Raw genomic sequence first — 23769 nt, 5'->3', positions numbered from 1 at the left:
GCCATTACTGACGGGCCCTTTGCGCACGGGAGACTAAGCCGGGCGCAAAGTGATTGACTATCTCTATTATCTCACCCATATAGATAGTCAACCTTGTCTTTAAACTGATTAATAGTCTGTATTCTGTGGGTCAAAGTTGGTCCAGCCGGTAGTCCAGTTGGTGGTTCCGAAAGCTCCGATGTAAGCGGTGTTCTCAAAGCCAGTAGTGCCAGCGAAAGAAGCGCCGGTTAAGACCAGGGAGCCAGTTTGTGGTAAGTAAGGGGCAGTAGTAGCGAATCCAAGATCTGCCGTAGATCTGATGCTGTTTCCGTTTGAGGTGGTGTTGAACCAGGTGGTAGCATCAAAAGCTGAAGTAGAAGAAGAGGCTTTGTTGACCGCCGTAGTAGCGCCTGCACCTGCAATGACGGTGTTCATGATCTTAATGCCACCGGCTTGCGCGTATCCTTCTACTACAGGACCATCTAACGTTATTCCTTTGTTAAATCCACTGATCACCGAATTACGGATAGAAAGGCTGGTGCCTTTTTTCAGGTGAGCACCTTGTCCAAACTGGGCTCCTGTTGGCAGGTTGTTGCCCGGTCCTATAATGGTCACGTTAGAGAATGTAGCTGTAGTCAGGGGCGTTCTGACAGAGCCGTCTCCGTCATTGTCAGACTCAAAGCCATTAGAAGCTCCGCCAGTTGCCACGTCCCACATATTAGGATCGCTAATACCTAAGGCGTACTGTACTTTTCCGCTGAAACCATAGTCAGTATCAAACATATCATCGGTATTGCGGTAAGCAATCAGGTGTGTTGCTTTCACCGTGCCGCCAAACCACTCAAAGGCATCATCGCCCCCAAAGGAAACCTGTACGTGGTCAATCTTGGTGCCAGAGCCTACTGACCCCATGGTTAAGCCATTCAACTCTTTGTTTGGCTGCAAAGGATAGCCGGCGTATTCAATGCGTACATAACTGAAAACACCTGAGTTATCTGTGTCATCTTCCCCGCCGTAGTAAGCTAATGGGCCGCCTTCTACCTGTACGTTCTGTGACTGGTTGTTTTTTGCTTTCCCTAAGATTACCACGCCGCCCCAGTCACCAGGGGCACGGCTTCCTTTGGCTTGGTTAGAGGTAAACACAATGGGTTTCTCGGCCGTACCCTGCGCCATGATTTTGGCGCCACGCTGAATCAACAGGGTGCCTTGGGTTGCTTTTTCACCTTTGATAATAGTGCCCGGTTCTATGGTTAAGGTTGCATTGTTGTCTACATACACAAAGCCCTTTAAGGTGTAAACCGTGTCAGCATCCAGAGTTCTGTTAGCACCTATGGTGCCCTGCAGGTTTGCTGACCCTTTTACAGTTGGCGTGGGGGTGTCATCATCCTCGCTGTCATTGCACGAGGTAAAACCCAAAGCCAGGCCTGCTAAAAGCATAAGTGATAATTTACCTAAGTCTTTCATACTTGTTTTCTGAAAAGTGTTTAATTGGAATTAGTGAAAGGTAAGTCTTGGTTAGAAAGTGTAGCCCAGCGTGATAGTGCTGTACACCCCTCTGTTGAAGAGATAGATGGGCAGGTCTGAGGAACCTATTTTGCCATCTTGGTTTGTGTCTTCTTTGAAGCGGAATTTCTGGTTGAACAAGTCAGACGCCCCAACTTTCAGTTGCATTCTGTTTTTGAAGTTCTTGGTGACCGTTAGGTCTACCACATGGCGAGGCAGTTCATAGATGCTAGGGTTCCGCTCATCGCCTACCCGGTAGATTCTGGTGCCCAGAACGTTGTACATGAGGGAGTACTGCCAACCAGTTTCCTCATCTTGGAAGTAAAGACCTGTGTTCACAATGAATGGAGATTGCCCCATCATTTGTCTGTCCTGCACTTCATCGCCAGAGGCTTCATCTCCTACGTTCACCCGGCTGTGGATCAAGGAGGCATTCAGGACCAGGGAGTGATTCTGGATGAACTTGCTACCAGACAACTCTCTGAAAGACTTGCGTGCTTCTGCTTCAATTCCAAGGCTATTGGCGTAATTTCCATTCACGAAGGTGTAGTTGGTACCGGTGCCCGCCTCCAGTTTAGTCTCTATCGGGTTGATGAAGCGTTTGTAGAAAACACCCAGGGAGAGAAGTTCGCTAGCCGATGGGTAGAATTCATAGCGCATGTCCAGGTTGTGGATGGTAGCGGTTTTGAGCTCGTTATTTCCTCGTACCGAGGCGTTCTCGTTGAAGTCATAGAAGCTGAAACGAGCTTGCTCTCTAAATTCCGGGCGGTTCACGGTCATGCCGTAGGCTACCCGAAGTAAAGAGCGTAAACTGAAGTTATAGGCCACGTTCACAGATGGCAGGAAGTACAGCTTTTTCTCGTCTACCTCATAAGTGCCTGACTGGTCTGAAGTGGTTACCTGGCGCCAGTTGTACTCTGCCCGTACGCCGCCGTAGAAGTTGATCTTGTCAAAGAATTTCTTCGCGATGCCCGCGTAAGCAGCCCCTAGCGTGTTAGAAGCATCATACTTGTCGGCAATGGTGGTTCCTTCGTCAAAAATTAATCCGCTAGGGAAGGAGATGTTGCCAGGGGCAAAGATTTGATCCAATGGCAAATTAAGAATGCTCTCATCGGTTCTGCCACCAATGCCGGCGTTGCGCTTGTAGTTGAGGGTGCGGGCATTGAAATCACGGTCTTTCCTCTCGGCGTAAAACCCGATGTTCAGTTTGGGGGCATTCTCTACATCGGTAGAATCTGCGGCTTTGAAGAGGTGCTGCCATTGACCTTCGGCAATGTAGGCGCTTTCATTCAGGTCAGAGAAGAAGCGGGCGGCATCATACGGGGTAGACAAGGTGGACACTTGAACCCGGAACGGAGCTTCTGAACCAGCATCGCGTTGGGTGCGCACTCTGCGTAAGTCTGGCTCCTGACGGTTGATGAAGTTGTACCCTGCCGACCAGGTAAAAGTGTTCTTTTGGTCTGAAGTAGCGTGCGTGCCTTGTAACTGGCCGGTGTAGATGCTGCGGCTCTCGTAACGTAAGGCGTAATTCTGTTCTTCTTTCACGCTTCCAGTCTCGTAGTTGAATCCTTGGCGCACCGTGGTCTGGCTAATGCCTATTTGGTTGAACAAATTCCGGAATTCTATCTTGTTGTTCTCGTTTAAGCGGAGGGAGAAGTTCTGCAGCAAGCCAACCCGCACAGAATTACCGGATAATTGGTCGGTGTAGCTCCAGTTGGTGTCCACCTCGCCGTTAGCCTGTTGCTGCTGGTAGTCGTTGCGGATAGTGTTTTGGCGCAGGCGGGTGTTGCTGTACGTGATGGCAGAAATACTGGAAACCCGGTTGCCCGCCACATCAAAGACCCGGTTCAATCCAAGGTTCAGACGTAAATCTGGGGCGGCAGTGACTTTCTCCGGTTTCCAGGTGTTAGGCAAATCCAGGTTCTGGCCATATTGTGCCCGTTCTGCATAACTTAAGCTTTGGAACTTGGCGGTAGAAGGGAAGTTGCCAGGTAATTGACGAGTACCATTGTCAAATCCCAGAAAGTCGGTTTTGCTGCCCTTGTACGAGTAGTAGTTGTTGTTAAAGGTGGTACCGGTACGGTAGCCGGTTCCAATGCTGAAGGTGGTACTGTTTTCAGTTACCGCGTTTCTGGTAGTTACTTTGATTGCCCCGCCAGCAAAATCACCAGGTAATTCTGGGGCTGGTGACTTATAGATCAGAATTCTGTCTATGACGCTGGTGGGAAGTACATCAAATGAAAAGGCGCGTACATCTACTTCAGAACTTGGGGTGAGCACGTTGTTCAGCATCACAGAATTGTAGCGCTCACTCAAGCCCCGTACAATAATAAAGCGATTATCCTGAATGGTCACGCCGGGGATTCTTCTCACGGCCTCGGCGGCATCACGGTCCTGTGCCTTTACAATCTGCTCATTAGACATCCCGCTTACTACTATGTTGCTTTGCTTGAGGTCTTTGATGAGTGAAATATCATTGTTCACCTGGCGCTCGGCCACCACGGTTACTTCGCCCAGGCTATGGGCGTCATCCTCTAAAGCAGGATTGAGGGTGGTGGTTTTGCCGTCCTCAATGTTTACCCCCTCAAACGTCAGGGGCTTGTAAGAAACGTAGGTGATAGTGATTTTATAAGTGCCTGGAGCTAGTTTGAGGGAGTAGTTTCCGTCTATGTCAGTAGCGGCCACGTTTGCGGTAGTGGCAGATACGGTGGCTCCAATAATAGCCTCCCCGGTTTTCCTGTCTTTTACTTTTCCAGTGAGTGTGCCTGTTTGTGCGAAACCCGCCAAGGCAGTGCAAAGAAGAGAAAGGGTGAGTAAAAACGATTTCATGTCAGTAGTATTAGTCTCGCTGCAAAACTAGAGCGACCACTTTACCCCATGATTAACCCGTTGTTACCCTATTGTTACGTTTAGAAGCGAAATATTAAGTAGATGTTATGAAGGTTCCTTAAGGATATGGAAGAGGTGAATAGCAGCCCAGAAGCCTATTTTAAGGCTGTTTTTAAGTAAAGGGCTCCAAAAGGAAGAGGCTTGGATTTGGGAATAGTTAGCTGAGGCTTTCGCCTCACTGCAGTTACAAACTGCAGACCATGGCAGTCCAAGTCACAGACTTGAACCATGTTTTTGGGGAGTAATCTCTGAAGAAGAAAGGAATGCGTTAAAGACAAGGTATGCCTTGTCTCTACATTTTTACCAACACCATATTCCGCTTCTTTCCCTGTTCCAGTCTTTCCCGAGCACGCCTCGCTTTTGGCCCTGGAAAGGCAAAACTAAGCGCAAAGGACAAGGCAGGCCGAAAGGGCAGTGCGCGAGGGGAAGACGGGGCCTCGCGGCCGTGAGCGCTTACCACCAAAGATGAAACAAAACAGCACTTGCACCCACGCAAAAGACAGCCAAGCCAAGGGAACAGCAAACTGCATGCACCAGTCGCCACGCCAGCAGCAAACAAAATGCGTGCATCAACCACGCCCAAGAAGCAGATAACCAACAGGAACAACATAAGGCATACATCACAAAAAGAGACACGAAAATCCATGTGGCGCTCCAGTTTTCTCTTTACTTTCTCCAAAGTAACCCCAAATCATTCCACCCCAACGGGAATAATGACACAAATCATCCATCAGCATTCATTTGTGTTGTACCTTTGCCCCAAAATAAGAAGAAGTGCTGCTGAAAGAGGTTATCTACCTGATGCAAAAGGATTTTGTGCTGGAATGGCGGCAGAAGTATGCGTTCAACGGCATGCTCCTGTACGTAGGCAGCACGGTGTTCATCTGCTATCTCAGCTTCAGTTTGCGCTTTGGAGGACTGGAGGTGCCGGTCTGGAACGCCCTGTATTGGATCATTCTGCTGTTCACTGCGGTGAACGCCATTGCGAAGGGATTTGCTCAGGATAGCCGCGGACGCCTGCTCTATTATTATAGTGTGGTGAGTCCGCAGGGCGTGATTCTGGCGAAGATGATCTACAACGCGGCGCTCATGTTGGTGTTGTCGCTGCTGTGCTTCGGATTTTACACCATTGTGATCGGGAATCCGGTGCAGGACGTGGGGATGTTCCTGGTGACGATTGTCTTAGGAGCGATTGGGTTTGCCTCGTCATTGACCATGATCTCGGGCATTGCGGCCAAGGCAGCAAATACCGGTACGTTGATGGCGGTGCTGAGCTTTCCGGTAATGGTGCCCATGCTGCTCATGCTCATGAAGATGTCCAAAAACGCCATTGACGGACTGGACCCTTCGGTGAGTCTGGACGAGGCGCTGACTTTACTGGCGATAAACATGATTGTGGTCACCGTGTCTTATATTCTGTTCCCGTACTTGTGGCGCAGTTAAAGGCGTTAAAATAGAAAACTAAGGTAAAAACGAATGAAGCTTACTTGGTGGAAATGGCTGACGATTGCCCTGCTGCTGTACACAGTAGTGATGGGTATGCTGAGCGAAGTGCCCCGTCTGGCTATTCTGAACGAAACCATCCGGAACCTGTACTTCCACGTGCCCATGTGGTTCGGGATGATTTTGATCTTGCTCGTTTCCGTGGTGTATTCCATAAAATACCTCAGAAACCCGCTTAGCAGAAATGACATCATCGCTTATGAGGCGGCGAAGGTGGGCATCTTGTTTGGTGTGCTGGGCATTGTGACCGGCATGGAGTGGGCACGTTTCACGTGGGGCGAATTTTGGAGCAATGACCCCAAGCAGAATGCCTCGGCCATCGGGCTCTTGATTTATTTCGCCTATCTTATTTTGCGGGGTTCTTTCCAAGATCATCAGCAGCGCGCGCGCATTAGTGCCGTGTACAACATCTTCGCGTTTGCGGCGCTTATTCCGCTTTTGTTTATTCTGCCGCGCCTCACAGATTCTCTGCACCCAGGCAACGGCGGAAATCCTGGTTTCAACTCCTATGACTTGGACAGCCGTCTGCGGGCCGTGTTTTATCCGGCCGTGATTGGGTGGACTTTATTAGGAGTTTGGGTGGTGCACCTTCGCACCCGTTTGGAAGTTTTAAAGCAACGATTCTATGAAAATGCATAAATGGCTCCTGATGCTGCTCCTGACGTGGGCGGCTGGTTTCTCAATGCCTGCTTCGGCGCAAAACGCAAATGAGGGAGGTTCCACCATTGAATACACGTCAGCAGACAAAGCTGCTTCCTCTCCAGAGATGGCCGATGTGATGCGCCGTGACGGCAAGATCTACATTGTAGTGGCGGTGTTGGTGAGCGTGTTGCTGGGAATTCTCTTCTACTTAATCAGCTTAGATAAAAAGATTGGCAAGTTAGAGCGTGAACTTCGGCAATAAAACCTGTTCTACGCCTGTTTTTATGGAAACGGCTTTAAAACAGAACGCCGGTTTGCAGAAACATAAAAGACCTGTAAGCGGATTTAATTTTAAATAAGTGTTGTTAAAGAGGCGGGAAAACTCGCCTATGCTTGAATAACCTATGAAAAGAATACACATCATCGGGATTTTAGTGATTGCGGTGGCTATCATGATCATCATGTCTACCGCCTCAGACGCCAGTGTTTATGTTCCTTTCTCTGAAGCCCAGGCGCGGGCCAAAGAAGGAGATGACACCAAAGTACACGTAGTGGGTCGCCTGAAGAAAGACGAAAAAGGCCACATCATAGGCATGAAGTATGACCCCACGCTGGACCCCAACTACTTCTCCTTCGTGCTGGTAGACACCAACCGCGTGGAGCAACAGGTAGTGTACTACAGCCCTAAACCCCAGGATTTTGACCGCTCTGAGCAGGTGGTAATTACCGGTAACATGCAGAAAGATGTTTTTGTAGCCGATAAGATTTTGCTTAAGTGCCCTTCTAAATACACCGAGAACGAGGTGAAAGTAGAAACGGCAAGCCTTTAACTATAGTCCTGAGTGCTGAGTCTTGAGTCCTGAGTTAAGATATCATTCAAGCCAAGCCTGTACTCATTTGTGTTATTGTTTATTTATCAGAGTGAATCGTTCCGGTTTTAGGTATTTCAGACTCAAGACTCAGAACTCAAGACTCAAGACTCAAGACTCTTTATAATGGTTAATACTTTAATTGGTGATTTAGGTCACTACAGTGTCATTCTTGCTTTCGTGACGGCGCTGGTTTCCGCTATTGCGTTTGCGTTTGCTGCCAACGCCAAAGAGCTTACCCCTGAGCAGAAAGATTGGAAGAAATTGGGCCGAGGCGCTTTCTTTGTGCACGTGGCCGCTGTTTTCGGCATCATTTTCTGTCTTTTCAATATCATTTACGCGCACCGCTACGAGTACCACTACGCGTGGAGTCACTCTAGTAACCATTTGCCGGTGCATTACATGATTTCCTGTTTCTGGGAAGGCCAGGAAGGTTCTTTCCTGCTCTGGATTTTCTGGCATGCCATGCTGGGCTTGGTGCTCATCAAGTTTGCCGGTAAAAAGTGGGAGAGCCCGGTTATGGCGGTTTTCTCCTTCGTGCAGTTGTTCCTGGCGTCCATGATTCTGGGCGTGGTGATTGGTGATCTGAAAATCGGGTCTTCACCGTTCATCCTGATGCGGGACTTCATGACCGATGCCCCGGTGTTCCAGATGGACCCTAACTTTGTTCCCAAAGACGGTACCGGTTTGAACCCGCTTCTGCAGAATTACTGGATGGTGATTCACCCACCGGTGTTGTTCCTGGGCTTCGCTGCTACGTTGGTGCCGTTTGCCTTCGCTATAGCCGGTCTCTGGAAAAAAGACTTCTCTACTTGGACCAAACCCGCTTTGCCTTGGGGCTTGTTCGCTGCCGTAGTATTGGGCGTGGGCATTATGATGGGTGCTTACTGGGCTTATGAAACCCTGAACTTTGGCGGTTACTGGAACTGGGATCCGGTAGAAAATGCCGTGTACATTCCGTGGCTGGTTTTGGTAGGCGCTATTCACACCTTGCTGGCGTACCGCAAGAGCAGAACTGCGTTACGTGCTACCTTCATCCTGTTCATCACTTCTTTCCTGCTGGTGTTGTACGCTACGTTCTTAACCAGAAGCGGTATTCTGGGGAACGCCTCGGTGCACTCCTTTACTGACCTTGGTCTGTCTGGCCAGTTGTTCACGTACTTGGCGGCCTTTGTGGTCTTGGCCATTGGTTTGCTGGCATACCGCTGGAAAAACATTCCGGCTACGGAGAAAGAAATCGCAACGTATTCTGGTGAGTTCTGGGTATTTATCGGCGCAGCCGTGTTGTGCTTGGGTGCCTTCCAGGTACTGGTGACTACCTCTATTCCGGTGTACAATGCTTTCATGGGCTTCATTGGCGTGAAAACCAACGTGGCGCTGCCCGCCGACCAGATTGCGCACTACACCAAATTCCAGATGTGGATGGGCATTGCCATTGCCCTGCTCACGGGTACCGGCCAGTTGCTTTGGTGGCGGAAGAACAGCGAGGGAAACAAGTTCTCTGAGCTGTTCATGGTGCCATTGATGCTGACCGCTTTGTTTGCTGCCCTTATCCTGTTGGTGAGTAAAATGGGCTACATTGAGCGCATTGACAACCCAGTCTACATTCTGTTGCTGCTGGCCTCTCTATACGCGGTATTCAGTAACCTGGGTATTCTCCTGGGCGTGCTCCGGAAGAACGTTTCTATTGCGGGTGGTGCCGTGGCGCATATTGGCGTGGCCTTGATGCTCATCGGGATTCTGTTCTCTTCTGGCTATTCTAATATTATCTCCAAGAACATGTCTGGCATGGTGTACGCCCGTGAGTTTGGCGATGACATTAACCGCGATAACGTACTGTTGTGGCGCAACGCTGGTACAGACATGGGGCCATACAAGGTAACCTACAAAGGACAGTACTTAGAGGTAGATGGCCTGCCAGATTATGTAAACAAACAACAACTGTTCCGGATAGAAGATGAATACAAGGCCATTGCCCGCGGGCCGCTGAAGGACGGCGACAAAGTGCTGTACACCTCCGGCGATACCGTGAATATCTATCCGGAGAACACGTACTACGAAGTTGAATTCAAGAACCGGGAATCTGGTGAGGTGTTTACCTTGTACCCAAGAGCCCAAGTAAACCCAGAGATGGGCTTGCTGGCTTCACCGGATATCAAGATGTTTGGGACCAAAGACCTGTACACGCACGTTTCCACCATTCCAGACCCGAACGAGGAGAAGGAGTGGGGCGAGCTGAAAGAGTACCAGGTAAAGATTGGCGATACCATTTTCGTGAATGATTATGTAGCGGTGCTGCACGGCATTGAGCAAGCCAAAGACACCCTGCTCCTGAACCTGAAACCCGGTGACATAGCCGTTCAAGCCGATATGCAGGTATTGGGCGAGCGCCGCACGTACCACGCGCACCCAATCTATGCCATCAGAGACCGCATGGTGGGCCGCGTACCCGAAGAGATTGAAGACCTGGGCCTCCGGATTATGCTCATGAGCATTGACCCAGAAAAAGGTGCGTTTACCATCGGCATCAACTCTACCCAGAAAGACTACATTATCCTGAAAGCGATGGAAAAACCGTTCATCAGCGTGCTCTGGATTGGTACCTTGATCATGAGCCTCGGGTTTGTGATGGCCATTGTGCGACACTACAAAGACGGAAAAGGTGGCAATGCCCCCACGCCTAAAGGCCCCGCCGGAAAAGTAGCCGTAAAACGCGAAAAGCAACTGGCATAAGTTTCTCAACAGATAAAAAAGCCGCGAAAGAAAACTTTCGCGGCTTTTTTATGTCCTGCTTTTTGCCTGTTTTGGTGAAAGTAACCCTAAAAGGGAGTTCCATAGAAAAGGTAGTGGGCAGAAGAGAAAAGCCTTCCGCAGAAACCTGTTAACTTAGAACCTTTAGCACAGCAGTAGAAAATGAAAGTCGGAATTATAGGCACGGGCAACGTAGCTACCCATCTGGTGAAAGGCTTGGTCAACGTAGGCATAGACATCCCCGTTATTTACAGTCGAACACTGGCCTCAGCGGAGGTTCTCGCGCAACACGCACCCCAGGCTACAGTGACCAATGCAACAGATTTCCGGGAGTTGCCGCCCGCGGAGGTGTATCTGTTGGCAATTCCAGACCAGGCGCTTTCCTCTTTTCTGCTAAATGGCCTCTTTCCGGAAAACGTGCTGGTGGCTCATACATCCGGCACGCAGTCTTTGGAGTTGTTGTCTTCTTTGCCGGGAGTGGAGAGAGGTGTTTTCTATCCCTTGCAGACCTTCAGCAAAGAAAAAGACGTAGACTGGAAGCTGATTCCCATCTGCGTGGAAGCTTCTTCTACAACGGCAGAGCAAACATTGTTACAGTTGGCAACGGTGTTGAGCGAGCAAGTGGTACCTATGAACGGCGAGGCCAGACGGAAACTGCACGTAGCGGCGGTGTTTGCCTGTAATTTCACCAATCACTTATGGGGCGTGGCGCAGGACCTGTTGCTGAAAGCTGAATTGCCCGTAAACCTGCTAGAACCCTTGGTACAGGAGACCGTGCAGAAAGCGTTTCAGTTTCCGCCGTTTACAGTGCAAACCGGCCCGGCCCAGCGCGGTGATTTAAACACGATTGAGGCGCACCTGGAGTTATTGCAAGAGGAGCCGCTTTACCGGCAGCTTTACCAGATACTCACAAAAAGCATTCAAACCGTAGCTCAAAATGAGCCGTTTTCAGGAAAACAGGCGTAAAACGGATGGTGTCTTGGAAGGAACTGCTTCAAACCGTTCAGGTTTTGTTTAGGGCGGTTGTATGCCTACCTTTGCACTTTAATAATCCACAGGAATGAAAGTAGTAAATATCACATATAAGTTCATGGACGGCAAGCCCGACGAAACCCACTTGGGGGCCGAAGGCGAATCTGTGCTGGACGTTGCCTTGAATAACGGGATTCAGTTACAGCACAACTGCGGCGGCGTGTGCGGTTGCAGTACGTGCCACATCTACGTAGAAACCGGCATGGATGACCTCCCTGAGATCACTGATGCTGAGGAAGATTTCATTGACCGTGCCGTAAATCCCCGTATCAACTCCCGGTTAGCCTGCCAGTGCGTGGTGCAGGGCGGTCAGGATCTGGTCATTACCATACCCAAACAAGATTTCTTAGGCCATTAATCTGTATAGTTATTAGTTGTCAGGAGTAGAGAGAAAACCCAAACATGGCTTCTCTACTAGCTAACCACTGACAACTAACAACCAACAACTAACAACTATAAAAAGAATGAGTAATCTATACGAACCACCTATGAAGTGGGGCGACCATGAAGACATTGCCATGGCGCTATATGAGAAATTTGGAGATGAGTTTGGCGAAAACAAAATCTACCGCATCCGGTTCACAGATCTGCTGGAATGGGTGTTGAGTCTGCCCAACTTTGAAGGAACCCGCGAGCAAGCCACTGAAGGTCACCTGGAGCAAATTCAGGCCAAGTGGGTGTATGAGTGGCGCGATAACCAATAACCCCACGCATTTCCGCCTTATTTTTGCTAAAATAGCGTAATAACCTAGTTTGAGTTTCTCTTTCTGATGTCCTAACCATGCAAGCACTTCCTGACTTCAAGAATATCACCACGTTTATCTTTGACGTGGATGGCGTTTTGACAGACGGCAGCCTGCTGTGCTTCTCTACCGGAGAGCAGGCGCGGGCGTTCAACATCAAAGACGGCTACGCCATCAGGCACGCCCTCAAGAAAGGCTACCGCGTGGCCATCATTTCGGGCCGCAATGAGCCGGGTGTACGCAAACGGCTGGAATCTCTGGATGTGAAAGACATTTACCTGGGCTCAGAAAACAAGCTGGATACTTTTCAGAATTACGTCTATTATTACGGAATTGATCCCGAAACGGTAGTGTTCATGGGCGATGACATGCCAGACCTGGAAGTGATGCAACACTGCGGCATTTCGGCTTGCCCCGCCGATGCGGCCATAGACATCTGTGACATTTCGCAGTACGTGGCTACCGCCGAGGGCGGTAAAGGAGCAGTGCGCGAATTGATAGAGATGGTCATGAAGCTGCAGAAACGTTGGTAATAGAAACCGTATTTATACGCCTGTTTTTCAAAAATTTATAAATAAAGTTTGCTTTTTGTATAATAATCCTATATTTACAGAATCATTCATTATTTCAATTTTTAAATTTTTATGAAAACAGGAACTGTTAAATTCTTCAACGAATCCAAAGGCTACGGCTTTATCACAGAAGAAGCCACCAACGAGGACTTTTTTGTTCACATTACCGGCCTCAATGGTGTCCAGATCCAACAGCACGACAAAGTAGAGTTCGACACCAAAGAAGGTAAGAAAGGTATCAACGCGGTAAACGTGAAGAAAATCTAACACTTCTACGCATCATACTCATTTTGCATTCTCATTGAAAAGCCCCTGGAACAGGGGCTTTTTTTATAGGTGGATTTTTAACCGTAACTTCCGCTTTCTATCAATCCCTGTGAAGCAATTTTTAGCTCTTATTCGGTTTCCCAACCTGATTATCATGCTGTTGGCTCAACTCATGGTGCGTAAGTTCCTGGTCTTTCCGGAACGGTCGTTTCTGGAGGCGCTGTCCTGGCCATTCGCTATTCTGGTGGTGGCCACCCTTTGCATTGCGGCCGCGGGGTACATTATCAATGACTATTATGATGTCAAGATTGACCTGATCAACAAGCCAGAGAGGGTAGTGGTGGGCAAAGCCCTATCCCGCCGCAAGGCCATGATGATTCACCTGTATCTGTCTGCGGCGGGCGTGTTGCTGGGCGTGTTGATAGGGTGGCGCATTGGGGCGGTGCTGCTGGGCGTGGCATTGCTGCTGTGGGGGTATTCGGCGCAGTTTAAGAAACGTCCGTTCATTGGAAACCTCACCATTGCGCTGCTGTCGGCGGTGATGGTGTTGGTGGTGCCGTTGCAGGCCGGGCAACCATCACTGGCGGCCTGGGCTTACGGCGTTTTTGCCTTCCTTATCTCATTAGTGCGCGAAATCATCAAAGACATGGAAGACGTGCCCGGCGATGCCTCTTTCCGGTGCCGCACGCTTCCCATTGTCTTGGGTTTGCCGCAGACCAAGTGGATCTTGTATCTCCTAATAGGGCTATTCCTGATCTATACTGGCTTCGTCATGCTCCATCGTTTGCAGGAGCCGTTGTTTCTGGTTTATCTTTTTGTGGGGGTGGTGCTGCCCACGTTCGTCCTGCTCCGGCAGATCTTCTTCGCCGATAGGAAAAAGGAATACGCGCAGTTGAGTAGGCTTTGTAAAGCCATTATGGTAGTGGGCATCTGCTCTATGATGGTGCTGCGGTAAGCCAACCTAAACCAGAAGAGCAATGGAAAGGCGAGGCACTCGTTTTACCCGTGTTTCAGGGAAAACAAAGCAAAAACAGGCTGAATCTGTGTACCTTTGAGTATGACGCTGTCAAAGATAGTCAGGTGTGTAATGGTGCTGGGCGCTCTTTGGTGGAGCCTGGGAGTTAATGCCCAATCAGGTCAACTGCCGCTGGGCGGGTGGCAGGTGCATGTGCCCAACCACCGGGCCAAAGCGGTGGCAGAAACGCCTTCTTCGGTGTATTGTGCTACGGAAGACGGTTTTTTCCGCTTGCTCAAAGAAGACAATACGCTCCAGAAACTCTCCCGCGGAGATGGCTTCAGTGACGTCAACCTCACTACGCTCACCTATGACTCTGTAACGGCTACGCTGGTAGTGGCCTATGAGAATACCAACCTAGATCTACTCAAGGACGGAAAGGTACATAACCTCACGGAGCTCCTCCGCAAACCTATGACGGGGGCCAAGATCATCCATCATCTCTATACCCATGACAAAAAGGCCTACGTGTCTACCTCCTTCGGGCTGGTAGTGGTAGATCTGGTGAAGCTGGAAATCAAAGACACTTACAGCAATTTGGGTGCCCAGGGCGAGGCCGTGCAGGTGTTCTCTTCCACTGTCTTGCATGACAGCCTGTACATTGCCTCTTCCAATGGCCTGATGGCCGCGAACCTGAACAACCCCAACCTACTGGATTTTCGTAGTTGGCGCCGGTTTGATGCCTCCCACGGGCTGCCTTTCGGGACAAGCGCAGACGCTATCAAAACCATGGCTGCTTTTGAAGGTGGCGTGTACGCCGGTGTAAATGGAACCGGGGTATATCGGTTTAACGGAAGTACCTGGAGCAAAGCAAGCTTTTCCACGCAGGATCATCAGTTTAGGTCCATGAAAACCAACGGGAAAAGGTTGCTGATCTCGGGAGTACAGGAAGTGCTGGAGGTTTTTCCCACGGGACAAGCTTCCCGCCTGGTTCAGCCTTTGTTTCAGAACCTGCGCATGGCCATTCCTGCCCGAGCGGGCGGTGTTTGGGCGGCTAGTTATGAGAAAGGATTGGTGCAGGTGACTACCGCCGGAGCTATTGCCCACGTGCCCAACGGTCCGGCTTTTGTAGATGTGTTTAGTGTGTATGCCGAACGAGGGTTGTTCACCGTCTTAGGTGGGGGCTACAGCCAGGGCTATCTGCAACGTTCTTCCACGGCGGGGTTCTACCAGTACCAGAACGGCCAATGGACCAGTTACAATGTGGCCAGCGGCGGCCAGTTTCCCCCAAACGCCAGAGATTTGGTCATGGCGCGCCGAAACCCGGTAAACGGGAAGTTATACATTGCCAGCTACGGAGCGGGCTTGCTGGAGTGGGACAACCTGAACCAGGTCAAACTCTACAACAACACCAATAGTCCTCTTCTGAGCGCTCTTGGCGCGAGTGACCGAGACTTTATAAGAGTGCCGGGGATTGCCATTGATGCAGCGGGTAGTGTGTGGGTCACCAACAGAAACCAATTAGCGAATGCACCAGGGTTGTTCGAACTGAAGCCGGATGGCACCTGGAAGTCGCACCCTTTTTCAGGCTACAACTTAGGTAGCGGGCTGGACAAGGTGGTAGTGGATGACAGCGGCTACAAATGGATCACCATCAGTACCAATGGCAATGATGCCGGCATGATTGTCTATGACGATCTTTCCGCTAAGTACGCGTACATTGGCGGAGCCGGACAGGGTGGTTTGCCGGGCAAACAAGTGTTTACGTTAGCGGTAGACCTGCAAGGCGAAGTCTGGGCGGGCACCAACAACGGGGTAGCGGTCTTCAGCAGTACCCCAGATATTTTTACCTCTTCCTACGCGGGGGCCTATCTGCCCATCTATGAACGCCGCCCGTTGCTGCAAGGGCAAGTGATCAGAAGCATTGCCGTTGACGGCGGTAACCGCAAATGGATTGGTACCGATACCGGTCTGTGGCTTTTCAATGAAACAGGCGAAGAGATGATCCATAACTTCACCATTAAAAACAGCCCTTTGCCGTCTGATAAGATCATAGACATTTCCGTAGATCATTCCACCGGTGAGGTGCTGATTGGGACCGAAGGCGGCATTGCAGTTTTCAGAGGAACTGCTACCCGCACCGAAACAGTAAACAAGAATTGCCTGCAGGTCTTCCCTAATCCCGTGCGCACCGGGTTCACTGGGAACATTGGTATTTCTGGAGTGCCTGATAATGGTTGGGTGAAGATCACAGACGTAGCCGGGTTCCTGGTGTTTGAAGGCAAAGCAGCGGGCGGCACCTTTGCCTGGCACGGGCGTGATTATAACGGCCGCAAAGCCAAACCCGGCGTGTACCTGGTCTTCGCCTCTTCCGCTGACGGAACACAGACATGCATGACTAAAATAGCTGTGCAGTAAACATCTTTTGGCTATCCTTGAAGAATGTGAGGCGATCTTCGACTAGCGCGTCTTCGTATCAGGAATCAGAAATTAAGACCCATCTATGCTGGTAAAAACCCGTGGTATTGTCCTGAACTTCATCAAATTCAAAGAGTCTTCCATTATTGTCCGCATCTACACAGAGGAACTGGGGCTGCAGAGTTACATTGTGAACAGCGTGAGGAAGAAGGGGAGTGCCTCGCGGATTGCTCTGTTCCAGCCTTTCACCTTGTTGGATATGGTGGTATATCCGTCGGGGAAAGGAGGCCTTACCCGTATTTCTGAGTACAAATGCAGCCATCCGTTTTCCACCGTTCCGTATGACATTAGGAAGAGCAGCATCCTGCTGTTCTTATCTGAGATGGTTTCCAGAACGGTGCGGGAAGAAGAGGAAAACCGGCCCTTGTTTCACTTTCTGCACCACGCCATTCTGTTGTTTGACCAAATGGAAACCGGGTTTGAGAACTTCCACCTGGCTTTTCTGATACAACTAGCCAATTACCTGGGATTTGGCGTTCCCTCGGCGGAAGAGGTGATTACCCAAGTAGCGTTTGAGACCAGCGGTACAAGTGGGGTAGCAAACAATCTCATGCAATTGCAGCAATTGGAGCCTTACCTCAAAGAGGTCATCAAAGATGCCGAGGCCGCTCAACTCCCCAACGGGAAAGTACGCCGCGAACTGCTGCAATTGCTGGTGCGCTACTTCCAACTGCATGTAGACCAACTGGGGGAAATCAAGTCTTTGTCTGTGCTGTCAGAGGTTTTGAGTGACTAGCAGATTTTGCGGGTAGGGGTAGGAACGCTGCTTTTATATTGCCTGCGAGTCTGCTGGTGGTTCCCGGCGAGTCTGGAGACTCGCATCATCTTTTGTCACGAGACTGGAGTCTCGCGCCAGTGCTTTGTAAACTTGTGATATCTTAGAGACTGCACAAGTTTTCGCGTTTTTCACCTGTTTTCTGTAAAACAGCTCCAAAGACCTCGTCCTGTGCGCAGCTCCTACGAGTGTCTGTGCCAGTACCTTTTAGAGCTCTTTTCCGCAAAATAGCCTTAGAACGCAAAGGTTGGTTGGCGCAATGGCAGTACGGGTACGGCACAGCAGCCTTTTAGGAGTGGGGGAGTCACAGGCACTCCTTTCAGATAAGACAAAAAAGAAGGGCCTCCTAATGTAGGAGGCCCTTCTTTTTTGTCTTATGCTTTTACAACCGTTAGAAGTTGATCAGGTGCACGTCAAACATGATAGGAGTGTTTGGCGGGATGTTTCCATTTCCTCTAAGGCTATACGCCAAACGAGAAGGAATCAGGAACAACGCTTTCTCTCCTTTTTGCATGAGGGCCACCCCTTCATCCCAACCGGGAATCACTTGTTTCTGGCCCAGCGTAAACTTAAAGGTTTGCGCCCGGTCATAAGAAGAATCAAACTTCTGACCTCCCTGGATAAACTTACCTATGTAGTTCACTTCTACCTGGGTACCAGCCGTAGGTTTGTCGCCAGTACCTGCTTCTTTCTTTATATAGTAAAGTCCCGAGGCAGTTTTGGTGAAGTTTGTGATGTTGTTTTGCGTAAGATAAGCCGTAATGATCTCATCTTCCAATTTAGCTTGGGCCTCATGGTCAAAGTTGGCATAGGGATCATAAGGGTCGTACTGCTCTTCGCAAGAAAAAGTGAAGAGTAAGCACAGTCCCAGCATCCATTTCCACAAACTACTTATTTTCACTAACTGTTGCATACACGTATGAATTACATGCCTGGGCCAGCAGGACCCATAGGGCCAGCAGGTGCTGCCGGAGCATCTTTGATATCTACTAATTCCACATCAAACCGCAGGACAGAGTTAGCAGGTAAATCTGCACCACGGGCCATAGAGCCGTATCCAAGCGGAGAAGGAATCAACAAGGTGCCTTTGCTGCCTTTGTTGAATTGCTTGATGCCTTCTTCCCAGCCTTTGATTACCTGTCCTTGTCCTAACGGGAATTCAATAGGGTTGCCACCGTTAGATTTGTCTGAAGAGTCAAACTCTTTGCCGTTCAGCAACGTGCCTTTGTATTTTACGCTTACCACTTTGCCATCTGTGGCAGTAGGGCCAGTACCTGGTTGGGTAATAGCATAGTACACGCCAGAAGGAGTTTTCTGTACCTGTAAGTTTTCTTTCTTCACGTAGTCCTGGATGAGTTTCTCATCAATAGGAGCTTGTTTAGCAGCACGGGCTTCCATTTCTTTCTGCTGACGCTCCATCATTTTAGGATAGTCGGCCATGGCTTCCTGCTCGGTCTGTAAGTTGATCGCTTTCACGAAGAAGGTCAGGTAGCTGCCTTTCTCAATGAATGGAGGAAGTGGTTGTCTGAACGTCTTGGCGAACAGCGTATCGGCGTTGATTCTGAATACGGCGCTATCGCCTTTGTCCAGCATCAGGAACGCTTCTTCAATGCTTCCTTTGTTAGGAGACGGCACCATTTTGATCTGGATAGGCATTGCGTTGTCTTTGGTGCTGAACAGCAAAGAATCTTTGGCGTTGCGGTATTCCATCTCAAAGCTCATTACTTTGTCAAGCTTGGCTTTGTAAGCGGCAGAGTCGGTTTTAGCTTCTTTGATCTCATATTCGCCTTCTTTGTTCTGGGAATAGAGTTTGTATTCTAACCCAGAAGGGGCTTTCACAAATTCATCCTTGCCCAGGTTTTTGCAAGAGAAGGAAAAAACGGCCACCGCCATAGCAGGCAGCAGGTACAGTGATTTTTTGAACATTGGTTTTTAGTTAATTAAGCGTCTTTAAGGGTTTAGTTTACCAGTTGTTCCGCGTATTGCGGTAATAGACTCACAAATTTATCAACTGTTTCGTTCAGGGAAACATAGGAGATTCCGCCAGCGGCGTTTTTATGGCCGCCGCCGTTGAAATGCGCCCGCGCGAACTCGTTCACGGAGATGTCGCCCACTGACCGGAAAGAGATTTTGACCGCCTCCTGGCGTTCTATGAACAGGGCCGCGAACCTAACTCCTTCAATGGAAAGGGCGAAATTCACCAACCCTTCGGTATCACCGGTCTGGGAGTTATAGGCTTTCAGTTCTTCGGCGGTGACGGCAATGTAGGCGGTATTGAATTCCCGCATTACGGTCAGTTTGTCTTTTAGCACGTAGCCTAAGAAGCGCAGACGCGTCTCTGAGTAGCTGTCATAGATGTTGCGGTGCACTTTGCAGATGTCAATGCCGTTGTGGAGCAGGTCTGCAATAATCATGTGCACGTTGCGGGTGGTGCTGGAATGCCGGAAAGAACCGGTATCTGTCATAATACCCGCGTAGAGGCATTCCCCAATGGCCACATCTATCAGGCTCTCATCACCTAGCTCACGAATGACCTCATACACGATTTCCGCCGTGGCGGCCGCGTTAGTGTCTGAGAACATGATGTCGGCGAAGTCTTCGGGCTGCAGGTGGTGGTCAATGAGCACTTTGGTGCCAGTGGCCTGGGCAATGTACCCGCCCAGCTCATTGATACGGCTGAGGGCACTGAAATCCAGACAGAAAATGGCTTCGGCCTCTTTGATGATGGCCTGGGCCTGAGCATCAGTCTTGGAGCTATATACCAGCACGTCTTCATTGCCGCTCATCCAGTTCAGGAAAGAGGGGTAGTCTGACGGGGTAATCACCTGCACCTGGTGCCCTTTTTTCTTAAGGTAGCCGGCCAGTCCCAGTGAAGACCCCAAAGCATCCGCATCCGGTTTATGGTGCGTGGTGATCATGATCTTCTTAGGAGACTCTAAAAGCTCCTTTAGCGCGTTGATTTGCTGCATTGTAAACTCACGGTCCGCTTTAAAAAAAATAGCGGATACAAGCTGCAAAATTCTGAAGAATTCGGGTACAAACCAAATAAAATCTGGGAACAGCCCAACATGCCGGTATTTTTACCGTACAAAATGGGTTTTGGCTCAAAGTATGCTACTTTTGCGGGCTCAACTCCTATTTAAACCGATAACCAAATAAGAAAAATGGCTGGAAACGTAACGTTCACCATGATTAAACCAGATGCCGTGCAGGACAACCACATTGGCGGTATCACCAAAATGATGGAAGAGGCTGGCTTTAGAGTAGTAGCCATGAAGAAAACGCGCCTTTCTGAGGAGCGTGCCGGCCAGTTCTACGAAGTGCACAAGGAGCGTCCTTTCTACGGCGACCTGGTAAAATACATGAGCTCTGGCCCTATTGTGGCTATGATCCTGGAGAAGGACAACGCCGTGCTGGATTTCCGTACGTTGATTGGTGCCACCAACCCAGCCCAGGCCGAGGAAGGAACCATCCGGAAGATCTACGCCAAATCAATGGAAGCCAACGCCGTTCACGGTTCTGACTCTGATGAGAACGCCCAGATTGAAGGAGACTTCTTCTTTGGCGCTGACGAGCGTTTCTAAGCTCTTTTAGAGAAAAGATAGCAAAAACGCCTGGCTGCAAAGCCAGGCGTTTTTTTGTGGGTGTGTTTTAGGGCCCGTTTCCAGAAAGAGGTCCTGAAACCATTGTTTATGTGTCCTGTTAATATTTGGCGTTGTTAAACTGGCCTCCCGAACGGTCAAAAGCCATCATGAGAATGTAACTGGTCATGGCGCCAACGGCAGTACCCAAAATCACGACCGAGCCCATCACCATTAAAAGCGGCAACCGGAAGCCGAAGTAGTCCTGGTTTTGAAGTACCCCAGCATAGCCAGGATTAAGAAAAATAGCGTGGAAAAGAATGAAGGCTGCATAAAGTCCGGCGCCTACTAAACCCACCAGGAAGCCAATGGCTAACCCAGGGAGATAAGGCGGGTGCCTGTGCAGGGCATCATAATTTCTTTTAAGGGCATTAATGGCCAGTATCACCGCTATCAGGATGAAGATATTGCTGGCAAAGCGAATCAGTTCGCTGTCTTGTAAACCAATAAAATTGATTGCCAGGTAATAGACAATCATTGCAATAGCGGAAAGGATTCCGTACTTAATACCAATGCTTTGTGGTGAGGTGGTTGCCATAGATTCCATTCTTAATGGTTGGAGTGTGCAAGTACCAAGGAGTCTGAACAAACGCTTTTTCTGAGGAGCGAAAAAGTACGATGGGCTTTGATAAATACGTAAAGATTTACGTTTCGGCTACCAAACGTGGGGAAACAGCGGCTTTTACGGTAATCTACCTTCATAACCGCCATCTACGCGGTTATGTTTAGCTAAAAGTTTTACCTGCCGCACGTTCCATTCTTGGAGAAACTATCTTATCTTTTCCTGAAAATGGAGAGCTTCTTTAGAGGTGTTTTTCAGAAAAAAGGCGGTAAACAAATGCTCCAATGCTTTGCTTTTTTACAGCCGGAAGCCTGCAATAATCCTTCTCCCTGACAAGGCTCTCAGCTAATCATATTTCAGGTCTGTTTTCCGCTAAAGACATTAAAAGCAAGCATTCTAGTTAACCTAAAATCGAACCAAGTTTCTACTATTTGAGAATCTATCTACTTATTTATTCCCCTGCATGCGAGCTCGTTTTCTCTGTTTTCTGTTGGTCTTTGCTGGTCTGCTTCAGCAGCAAAAGGCTGCCGCGCAGGCGGTGCCGGTCACTATCTTCTATGACGAGAATGGCCTTATCACCAACAAACCCAATGCCGCCTTTATCAGGGTGGCGTCACTAGATACCGTGGCCTTTGTTTTCAAGGGAACGGTGTCAGATTACTACCCCAACGGCAATCCGTACCGCCATTTGACATATGGGGAAACAGGCAAAGAAGGAGCGTTCCAGCTTTTCTATCCAGACAAAACCCTGGACCGGCACGGCTTTTTTGTGGCAAACGAACCCGCCGGTAAATGGAAGTTCTATTACCCAGACGGTAAACCCCTGCAAACGGTAGAATTTCTGCCCAGCAAAAACTATAGCCTGCTGGAATACTATGATTTCTTAGGCCGACCAGTGGTGAAAGACGGCACCGGGCGCTGGGAAACCACCAGCCGAATTGCCGTAGGCACTATGTACATGAACCTGCTTTTGGAGGGAGATTGGGAAAACGGGCAGAAAACAGGCAAGTGGCTGTTTATGCAACCAGATGGGAAAAAGATTTTTGAGGAGGAGTATGAAAACGGCGTTTTCAAGAAAGGACGCCTGTATGACCAAGCCGGCAAGAACGTTGTCAAGACCAACGTAGACCAGGAAATAGAAAAATGGCCGTTCCTTACATCGTTAACTGAACTGGAAAAGATGTCTTACAACAGAACTGTGTTTTCTACGAAGGAGAAGGCCTTGAATTACATGCTACGCAAGGAGTACCTGTTGCCCGTTGACCCCACCACCGTAGTTTCTGCCCCAAAAGTGGAAAAACCAGCTGAGTTCCCCGGTGGTCAGGCGGCCATGTTTCGGTTTATGGCGTCAGCTTTCAAGATGCCCTCTGAGGATGTAAGAAAGGAAATTGACGGAACAGTTGTGATTTCATTTGTGGTGGGGATTAACGGAGAGTTACAGGACGTGAAGGTTGTCAAATCGTTGACATACGCTATAGACAAAGAGGCGATGCGAGTTGTCAAAATGATGCCAAAATGGAACCCGGCCACCCAAGACGGAGTTCCGGTGCCTTACTCCTTTACAGTTCCCTACCGTATCAAAACTACACGTTCTGTACGCCGTTTTTGAAAACCTTCCTATTTAATATGTTTCTTCCGCGTTTTCTACCTCTTGCCGTTCTTCTCTTACTCATCTCCTTTATTAGCTTGGGTCAGCAAATTTCCACTGCTACCTATCAGCAACAGGTAAACGCATATCGCGCCCACGAAGACAGCGTGTTCAAGTTTGGCGAGGACTCTCCTTTAACCTCAGAAGCCAAAGCCAACTTCAAAGGACTAGCGTACTTTCCCGTAGATGAAGCCTATCGCGTAAAAGCCAGGTTTGTACGCACGGCCCAGGAAGCTATCTTCAAAATGCCTACTACGGGTACCCGAAACCCAGAATATGTAAAGTACGGAGAGCTGCACTTCCGCCTGAAAGGCCAACCGTTAAAGCTGCATGTGTACCAGAACCAGGAACTCATCAAACAGCCCAAGTACATGACGTACCTGTTCATCCCTTTTACCGATGCCACCACTGGTCAGGAAACGTATGAAACAGGCCGGTACTTAGACTTCTCCATTCCTATGGGAACCGATAGCGTGTGGGTAGATTTTAATAGAGCCTATAACCCGTACTGCGCCTACGGCGATGGTTATTCCTGTCCCATTCCGCCTAAAGAAAACAAACTGCCGGTGCGCGTGGAGGCAGGAGTAAAAAATTATGAGAAGGAGGGGAGCAAGGATGCTGAAAGTGATAATGAAATATATGCTGAGAGCATGCCAGAGTACCCCGGTGGTCAACAAGCTATGATGGAGTTTTTTTCTAAAAGGCTCAAATTGCCAAAAGCTGTAAGAAAGGGGAAGCTGCTCGGCACGGAAGTAATCTCCTTTGTGGTGGGGCCAGATGGAACTGTAAGCGATGTGGAGAGCATAAGCTCCGTACATCCAGATATGTTTGCGGAGACAAAGCGGGTAGCACTTTTAATGCCGAAATGGAAACCTGGAGTGCAAAATGGCCGGGCTGTAAGCGTTAGATATAGAATGCCCTTGTATATCAGATACAATAGATAACTTTCTTTCCTCTGTC

At 49.3% G+C, this 23769-nt stretch carries 22 protein-coding genes; 16 read left to right on the top strand and 6 right to left on the bottom strand.

Annotation, left to right across the window (positions count from 1 at the left end; translation table 11 throughout):
- Positions 1-108: 108 nt before the first annotated feature.
- Positions 109-1416, bottom strand: a complete 1308-nt coding sequence (locus tag ACY0JR_RS08890; RefSeq protein WP_462633624.1) for a T9SS C-terminal target domain-containing protein — start codon at positions 1414-1416, stop codon at positions 109-111.
- Positions 1417-1494: 78 nt separating this feature from the next.
- A complete protein-coding gene (locus ACY0JR_RS08885; protein ID WP_462633623.1) occupies positions 1495-4311 on the bottom strand; it encodes a TonB-dependent receptor in 2817 nt (938 codons plus the stop codon).
- A gap of 861 nt (positions 4312-5172) precedes the next feature.
- On the opposite strand from ACY0JR_RS08885, the gene ACY0JR_RS08880 reads away from it, so the two are divergent.
- The 13 genes from ACY0JR_RS08880 to recO all read left to right on the top strand — a co-directional run bounded on the left by ACY0JR_RS08880 (position 5173) and on the right by recO (position 16919).
- Positions 5173-5814, top strand: a complete 642-nt coding sequence (locus ACY0JR_RS08880; RefSeq protein WP_462633641.1) for a heme exporter protein CcmB — start codon at positions 5173-5175, stop codon at positions 5812-5814.
- A gap of 33 nt (positions 5815-5847) precedes the next feature.
- Complete coding sequence (gene ccsA / locus ACY0JR_RS08875) at positions 5848-6513, top strand: cytochrome c biogenesis protein CcsA (RefSeq protein WP_462633621.1); 666 nt, start codon at positions 5848-5850, stop codon at positions 6511-6513.
- Positions 6500-6778 (top strand): CcmD family protein, encoded by a 279-nt coding sequence (locus tag ACY0JR_RS08870; protein WP_462633620.1) that lies wholly within the window; start codon positions 6500-6502, stop codon positions 6776-6778. The genes ccsA (ACY0JR_RS08875) and ACY0JR_RS08870 overlap by 14 nt, the downstream gene beginning before the upstream one ends.
- Positions 6779-6920: 142 nt before the next feature.
- A complete protein-coding gene (locus ACY0JR_RS08865) occupies positions 6921-7346 on the top strand; it encodes a cytochrome c maturation protein CcmE domain-containing protein (RefSeq protein WP_462633619.1) in 426 nt (141 codons plus the stop codon).
- 165 nt (positions 7347-7511) lie between these two features.
- Positions 7512-10118: a cytochrome c biogenesis protein CcsA gene (gene ccsA / locus ACY0JR_RS08860; protein WP_462633618.1), complete on the top strand. Its 2607-nt coding sequence runs from the start codon at positions 7512-7514 to the stop codon at positions 10116-10118.
- A gap of 180 nt (positions 10119-10298) precedes the next feature.
- Positions 10299-11102 (top strand): Rossmann-like and DUF2520 domain-containing protein, encoded by an 804-nt coding sequence (locus ACY0JR_RS08855; protein ID WP_462633617.1) that lies wholly within the window; start codon positions 10299-10301, stop codon positions 11100-11102.
- 94 nt (positions 11103-11196) lie between these two features.
- Complete coding sequence (locus tag ACY0JR_RS08850; RefSeq protein ID WP_181304673.1) at positions 11197-11526, top strand: 2Fe-2S iron-sulfur cluster-binding protein; 330 nt, start codon at positions 11197-11199, stop codon at positions 11524-11526.
- A gap of 106 nt (positions 11527-11632) precedes the next feature.
- Positions 11633-11872, top strand: a complete 240-nt coding sequence (gene iscX / locus ACY0JR_RS08845; protein WP_462633616.1) for a Fe-S cluster assembly protein IscX — start codon at positions 11633-11635, stop codon at positions 11870-11872.
- A gap of 77 nt (positions 11873-11949) precedes the next feature.
- Positions 11950-12444 carry a KdsC family phosphatase gene (locus tag ACY0JR_RS08840; protein WP_462633614.1) on the top strand — a complete coding sequence of 165 codons (495 nt, stop codon included), beginning with the start codon at positions 11950-11952 and terminating at the stop codon, positions 12442-12444.
- 111 nt (positions 12445-12555) lie between these two features.
- A complete protein-coding gene (locus tag ACY0JR_RS08835) occupies positions 12556-12750 on the top strand; it encodes a cold-shock protein (protein ID WP_048919204.1) in 195 nt (64 codons plus the stop codon).
- A gap of 109 nt (positions 12751-12859) precedes the next feature.
- Positions 12860-13705 carry a geranylgeranylglycerol-phosphate geranylgeranyltransferase gene (locus ACY0JR_RS08830; RefSeq protein WP_462633612.1) on the top strand — a complete coding sequence of 282 codons (846 nt, stop codon included), beginning with the start codon at positions 12860-12862 and terminating at the stop codon, positions 13703-13705.
- 102 nt (positions 13706-13807) lie between these two features.
- Positions 13808-16123 (top strand): type IX secretion system anionic LPS delivery protein PorZ, encoded by a 2316-nt coding sequence (gene porZ / locus ACY0JR_RS08825; RefSeq protein ID WP_462633611.1) that lies wholly within the window; start codon positions 13808-13810, stop codon positions 16121-16123.
- An 85-nt stretch (positions 16124-16208) separates the two neighbouring features.
- Positions 16209-16919: a DNA repair protein RecO gene (gene recO / locus ACY0JR_RS08820; RefSeq protein WP_462633610.1), complete on the top strand. Its 711-nt coding sequence runs from the start codon at positions 16209-16211 to the stop codon at positions 16917-16919.
- Positions 16920-17349: 430 nt separating this feature from the next.
- Here recO and ACY0JR_RS08815 read toward each other — a convergent pair whose 3' ends face one another.
- The 3 genes from ACY0JR_RS08815 to ACY0JR_RS08805 are packed head-to-tail and all read right to left on the bottom strand — an operon-like array spanning position 17350 to position 19927.
- Positions 17350-17871: an FKBP-type peptidyl-prolyl cis-trans isomerase gene (locus ACY0JR_RS08815; RefSeq protein WP_462633609.1), complete on the bottom strand. Its 522-nt coding sequence runs from the start codon at positions 17869-17871 to the stop codon at positions 17350-17352.
- An 11-nt stretch (positions 17872-17882) separates the two neighbouring features.
- Positions 17883-18884 (bottom strand): FKBP-type peptidyl-prolyl cis-trans isomerase, encoded by a 1002-nt coding sequence (locus ACY0JR_RS08810; protein ID WP_462633607.1) that lies wholly within the window; start codon positions 18882-18884, stop codon positions 17883-17885.
- Positions 18885-18916: 32 nt separating this feature from the next.
- Positions 18917-19927 carry a DHH family phosphoesterase gene (locus ACY0JR_RS08805; RefSeq protein ID WP_462633606.1) on the bottom strand — a complete coding sequence of 337 codons (1011 nt, stop codon included), beginning with the start codon at positions 19925-19927 and terminating at the stop codon, positions 18917-18919.
- Between the two features lie 195 nt (positions 19928-20122).
- On the opposite strand from ACY0JR_RS08805, the gene ACY0JR_RS08800 reads away from it, so the two are divergent.
- Positions 20123-20542 carry a nucleoside-diphosphate kinase gene (locus tag ACY0JR_RS08800; RefSeq protein WP_462633605.1) on the top strand — a complete coding sequence of 140 codons (420 nt, stop codon included), beginning with the start codon at positions 20123-20125 and terminating at the stop codon, positions 20540-20542.
- A gap of 118 nt (positions 20543-20660) precedes the next feature.
- On the opposite strand, the gene ACY0JR_RS08795 is transcribed toward ACY0JR_RS08800, so the two are convergent.
- Positions 20661-21137, bottom strand: coding sequence for a hypothetical protein (locus ACY0JR_RS08795; RefSeq protein WP_462633603.1), 477 nt, complete (start codon positions 21135-21137; stop codon positions 20661-20663).
- 487 nt (positions 21138-21624) lie between these two features.
- Here ACY0JR_RS08795 and ACY0JR_RS08790 point away from each other — a divergent pair, with 487 nt between their 5' ends.
- Complete coding sequence (locus tag ACY0JR_RS08790) at positions 21625-22770, top strand: TonB family protein (RefSeq protein WP_462633601.1); 1146 nt, start codon at positions 21625-21627, stop codon at positions 22768-22770.
- A 77-nt stretch (positions 22771-22847) separates the two neighbouring features.
- Positions 22848-23753: a DUF1684 domain-containing protein gene (locus tag ACY0JR_RS08785; protein ID WP_462633600.1), complete on the top strand. Its 906-nt coding sequence runs from the start codon at positions 22848-22850 to the stop codon at positions 23751-23753.
- The last annotated feature ends 16 nt before the right edge of the window (positions 23754-23769 follow it).

Source organism: Rufibacter sp. JT3400010 (assembly GCF_054956755.1).
The sequence above is the reverse complement of the archived record's forward strand: the minus strand, read 5'-3'. Positions and strand labels throughout refer to the sequence as shown.

Coding starts and splice junctions, on each gene's coding strand:
- ACY0JR_RS08890 (WP_462633624.1), bottom strand. CDS start 1,416: ATGCTTTTAGCAGGCCTGGCTTTGGGTTTTACCTCGTGCAATGACAGC.
- ACY0JR_RS08885 (WP_462633623.1), bottom strand. CDS start 4,311: ATGAAATCGTTTTTACTCACCCTTTCTCTTCTTTGCACTGCCTTGGCG.
- ACY0JR_RS08880 (WP_462633641.1), top strand. CDS start 5,173: ATGCAAAAGGATTTTGTGCTGGAATGGCGGCAGAAGTATGCGTTCAAC.
- ccsA (WP_462633621.1), top strand. CDS start 5,848: ATGAAGCTTACTTGGTGGAAATGGCTGACGATTGCCCTGCTGCTGTAC.
- ACY0JR_RS08870 (WP_462633620.1), top strand. CDS start 6,500: ATGAAAATGCATAAATGGCTCCTGATGCTGCTCCTGACGTGGGCGGCT.
- ACY0JR_RS08865 (WP_462633619.1), top strand. CDS start 6,921: ATGAAAAGAATACACATCATCGGGATTTTAGTGATTGCGGTGGCTATC.
- ccsA (WP_462633618.1), top strand. CDS start 7,512: ATGGTTAATACTTTAATTGGTGATTTAGGTCACTACAGTGTCATTCTT.
- ACY0JR_RS08855 (WP_462633617.1), top strand. CDS start 10,299: ATGAAAGTCGGAATTATAGGCACGGGCAACGTAGCTACCCATCTGGTG.
- ACY0JR_RS08850 (WP_181304673.1), top strand. CDS start 11,197: ATGAAAGTAGTAAATATCACATATAAGTTCATGGACGGCAAGCCCGAC.
- iscX (WP_462633616.1), top strand. CDS start 11,633: ATGAGTAATCTATACGAACCACCTATGAAGTGGGGCGACCATGAAGAC.
- ACY0JR_RS08840 (WP_462633614.1), top strand. CDS start 11,950: ATGCAAGCACTTCCTGACTTCAAGAATATCACCACGTTTATCTTTGAC.
- ACY0JR_RS08835 (WP_048919204.1), top strand. CDS start 12,556: ATGAAAACAGGAACTGTTAAATTCTTCAACGAATCCAAAGGCTACGGC.
- porZ (WP_462633611.1), top strand. CDS start 13,808: ATGACGCTGTCAAAGATAGTCAGGTGTGTAATGGTGCTGGGCGCTCTT.
- recO (WP_462633610.1), top strand. CDS start 16,209: ATGCTGGTAAAAACCCGTGGTATTGTCCTGAACTTCATCAAATTCAAA.
- ACY0JR_RS08815 (WP_462633609.1), bottom strand. CDS start 17,871: ATGCAACAGTTAGTGAAAATAAGTAGTTTGTGGAAATGGATGCTGGGA.
- ACY0JR_RS08810 (WP_462633607.1), bottom strand. CDS start 18,884: ATGTTCAAAAAATCACTGTACCTGCTGCCTGCTATGGCGGTGGCCGTT.
- ACY0JR_RS08805 (WP_462633606.1), bottom strand. CDS start 19,927: ATGCAGCAAATCAACGCGCTAAAGGAGCTTTTAGAGTCTCCTAAGAAG.
- ACY0JR_RS08800 (WP_462633605.1), top strand. CDS start 20,123: ATGGCTGGAAACGTAACGTTCACCATGATTAAACCAGATGCCGTGCAG.
- ACY0JR_RS08795 (WP_462633603.1), bottom strand. CDS start 21,137: ATGGCAACCACCTCACCACAAAGCATTGGTATTAAGTACGGAATCCTT.
- ACY0JR_RS08790 (WP_462633601.1), top strand. CDS start 21,625: ATGCGAGCTCGTTTTCTCTGTTTTCTGTTGGTCTTTGCTGGTCTGCTT.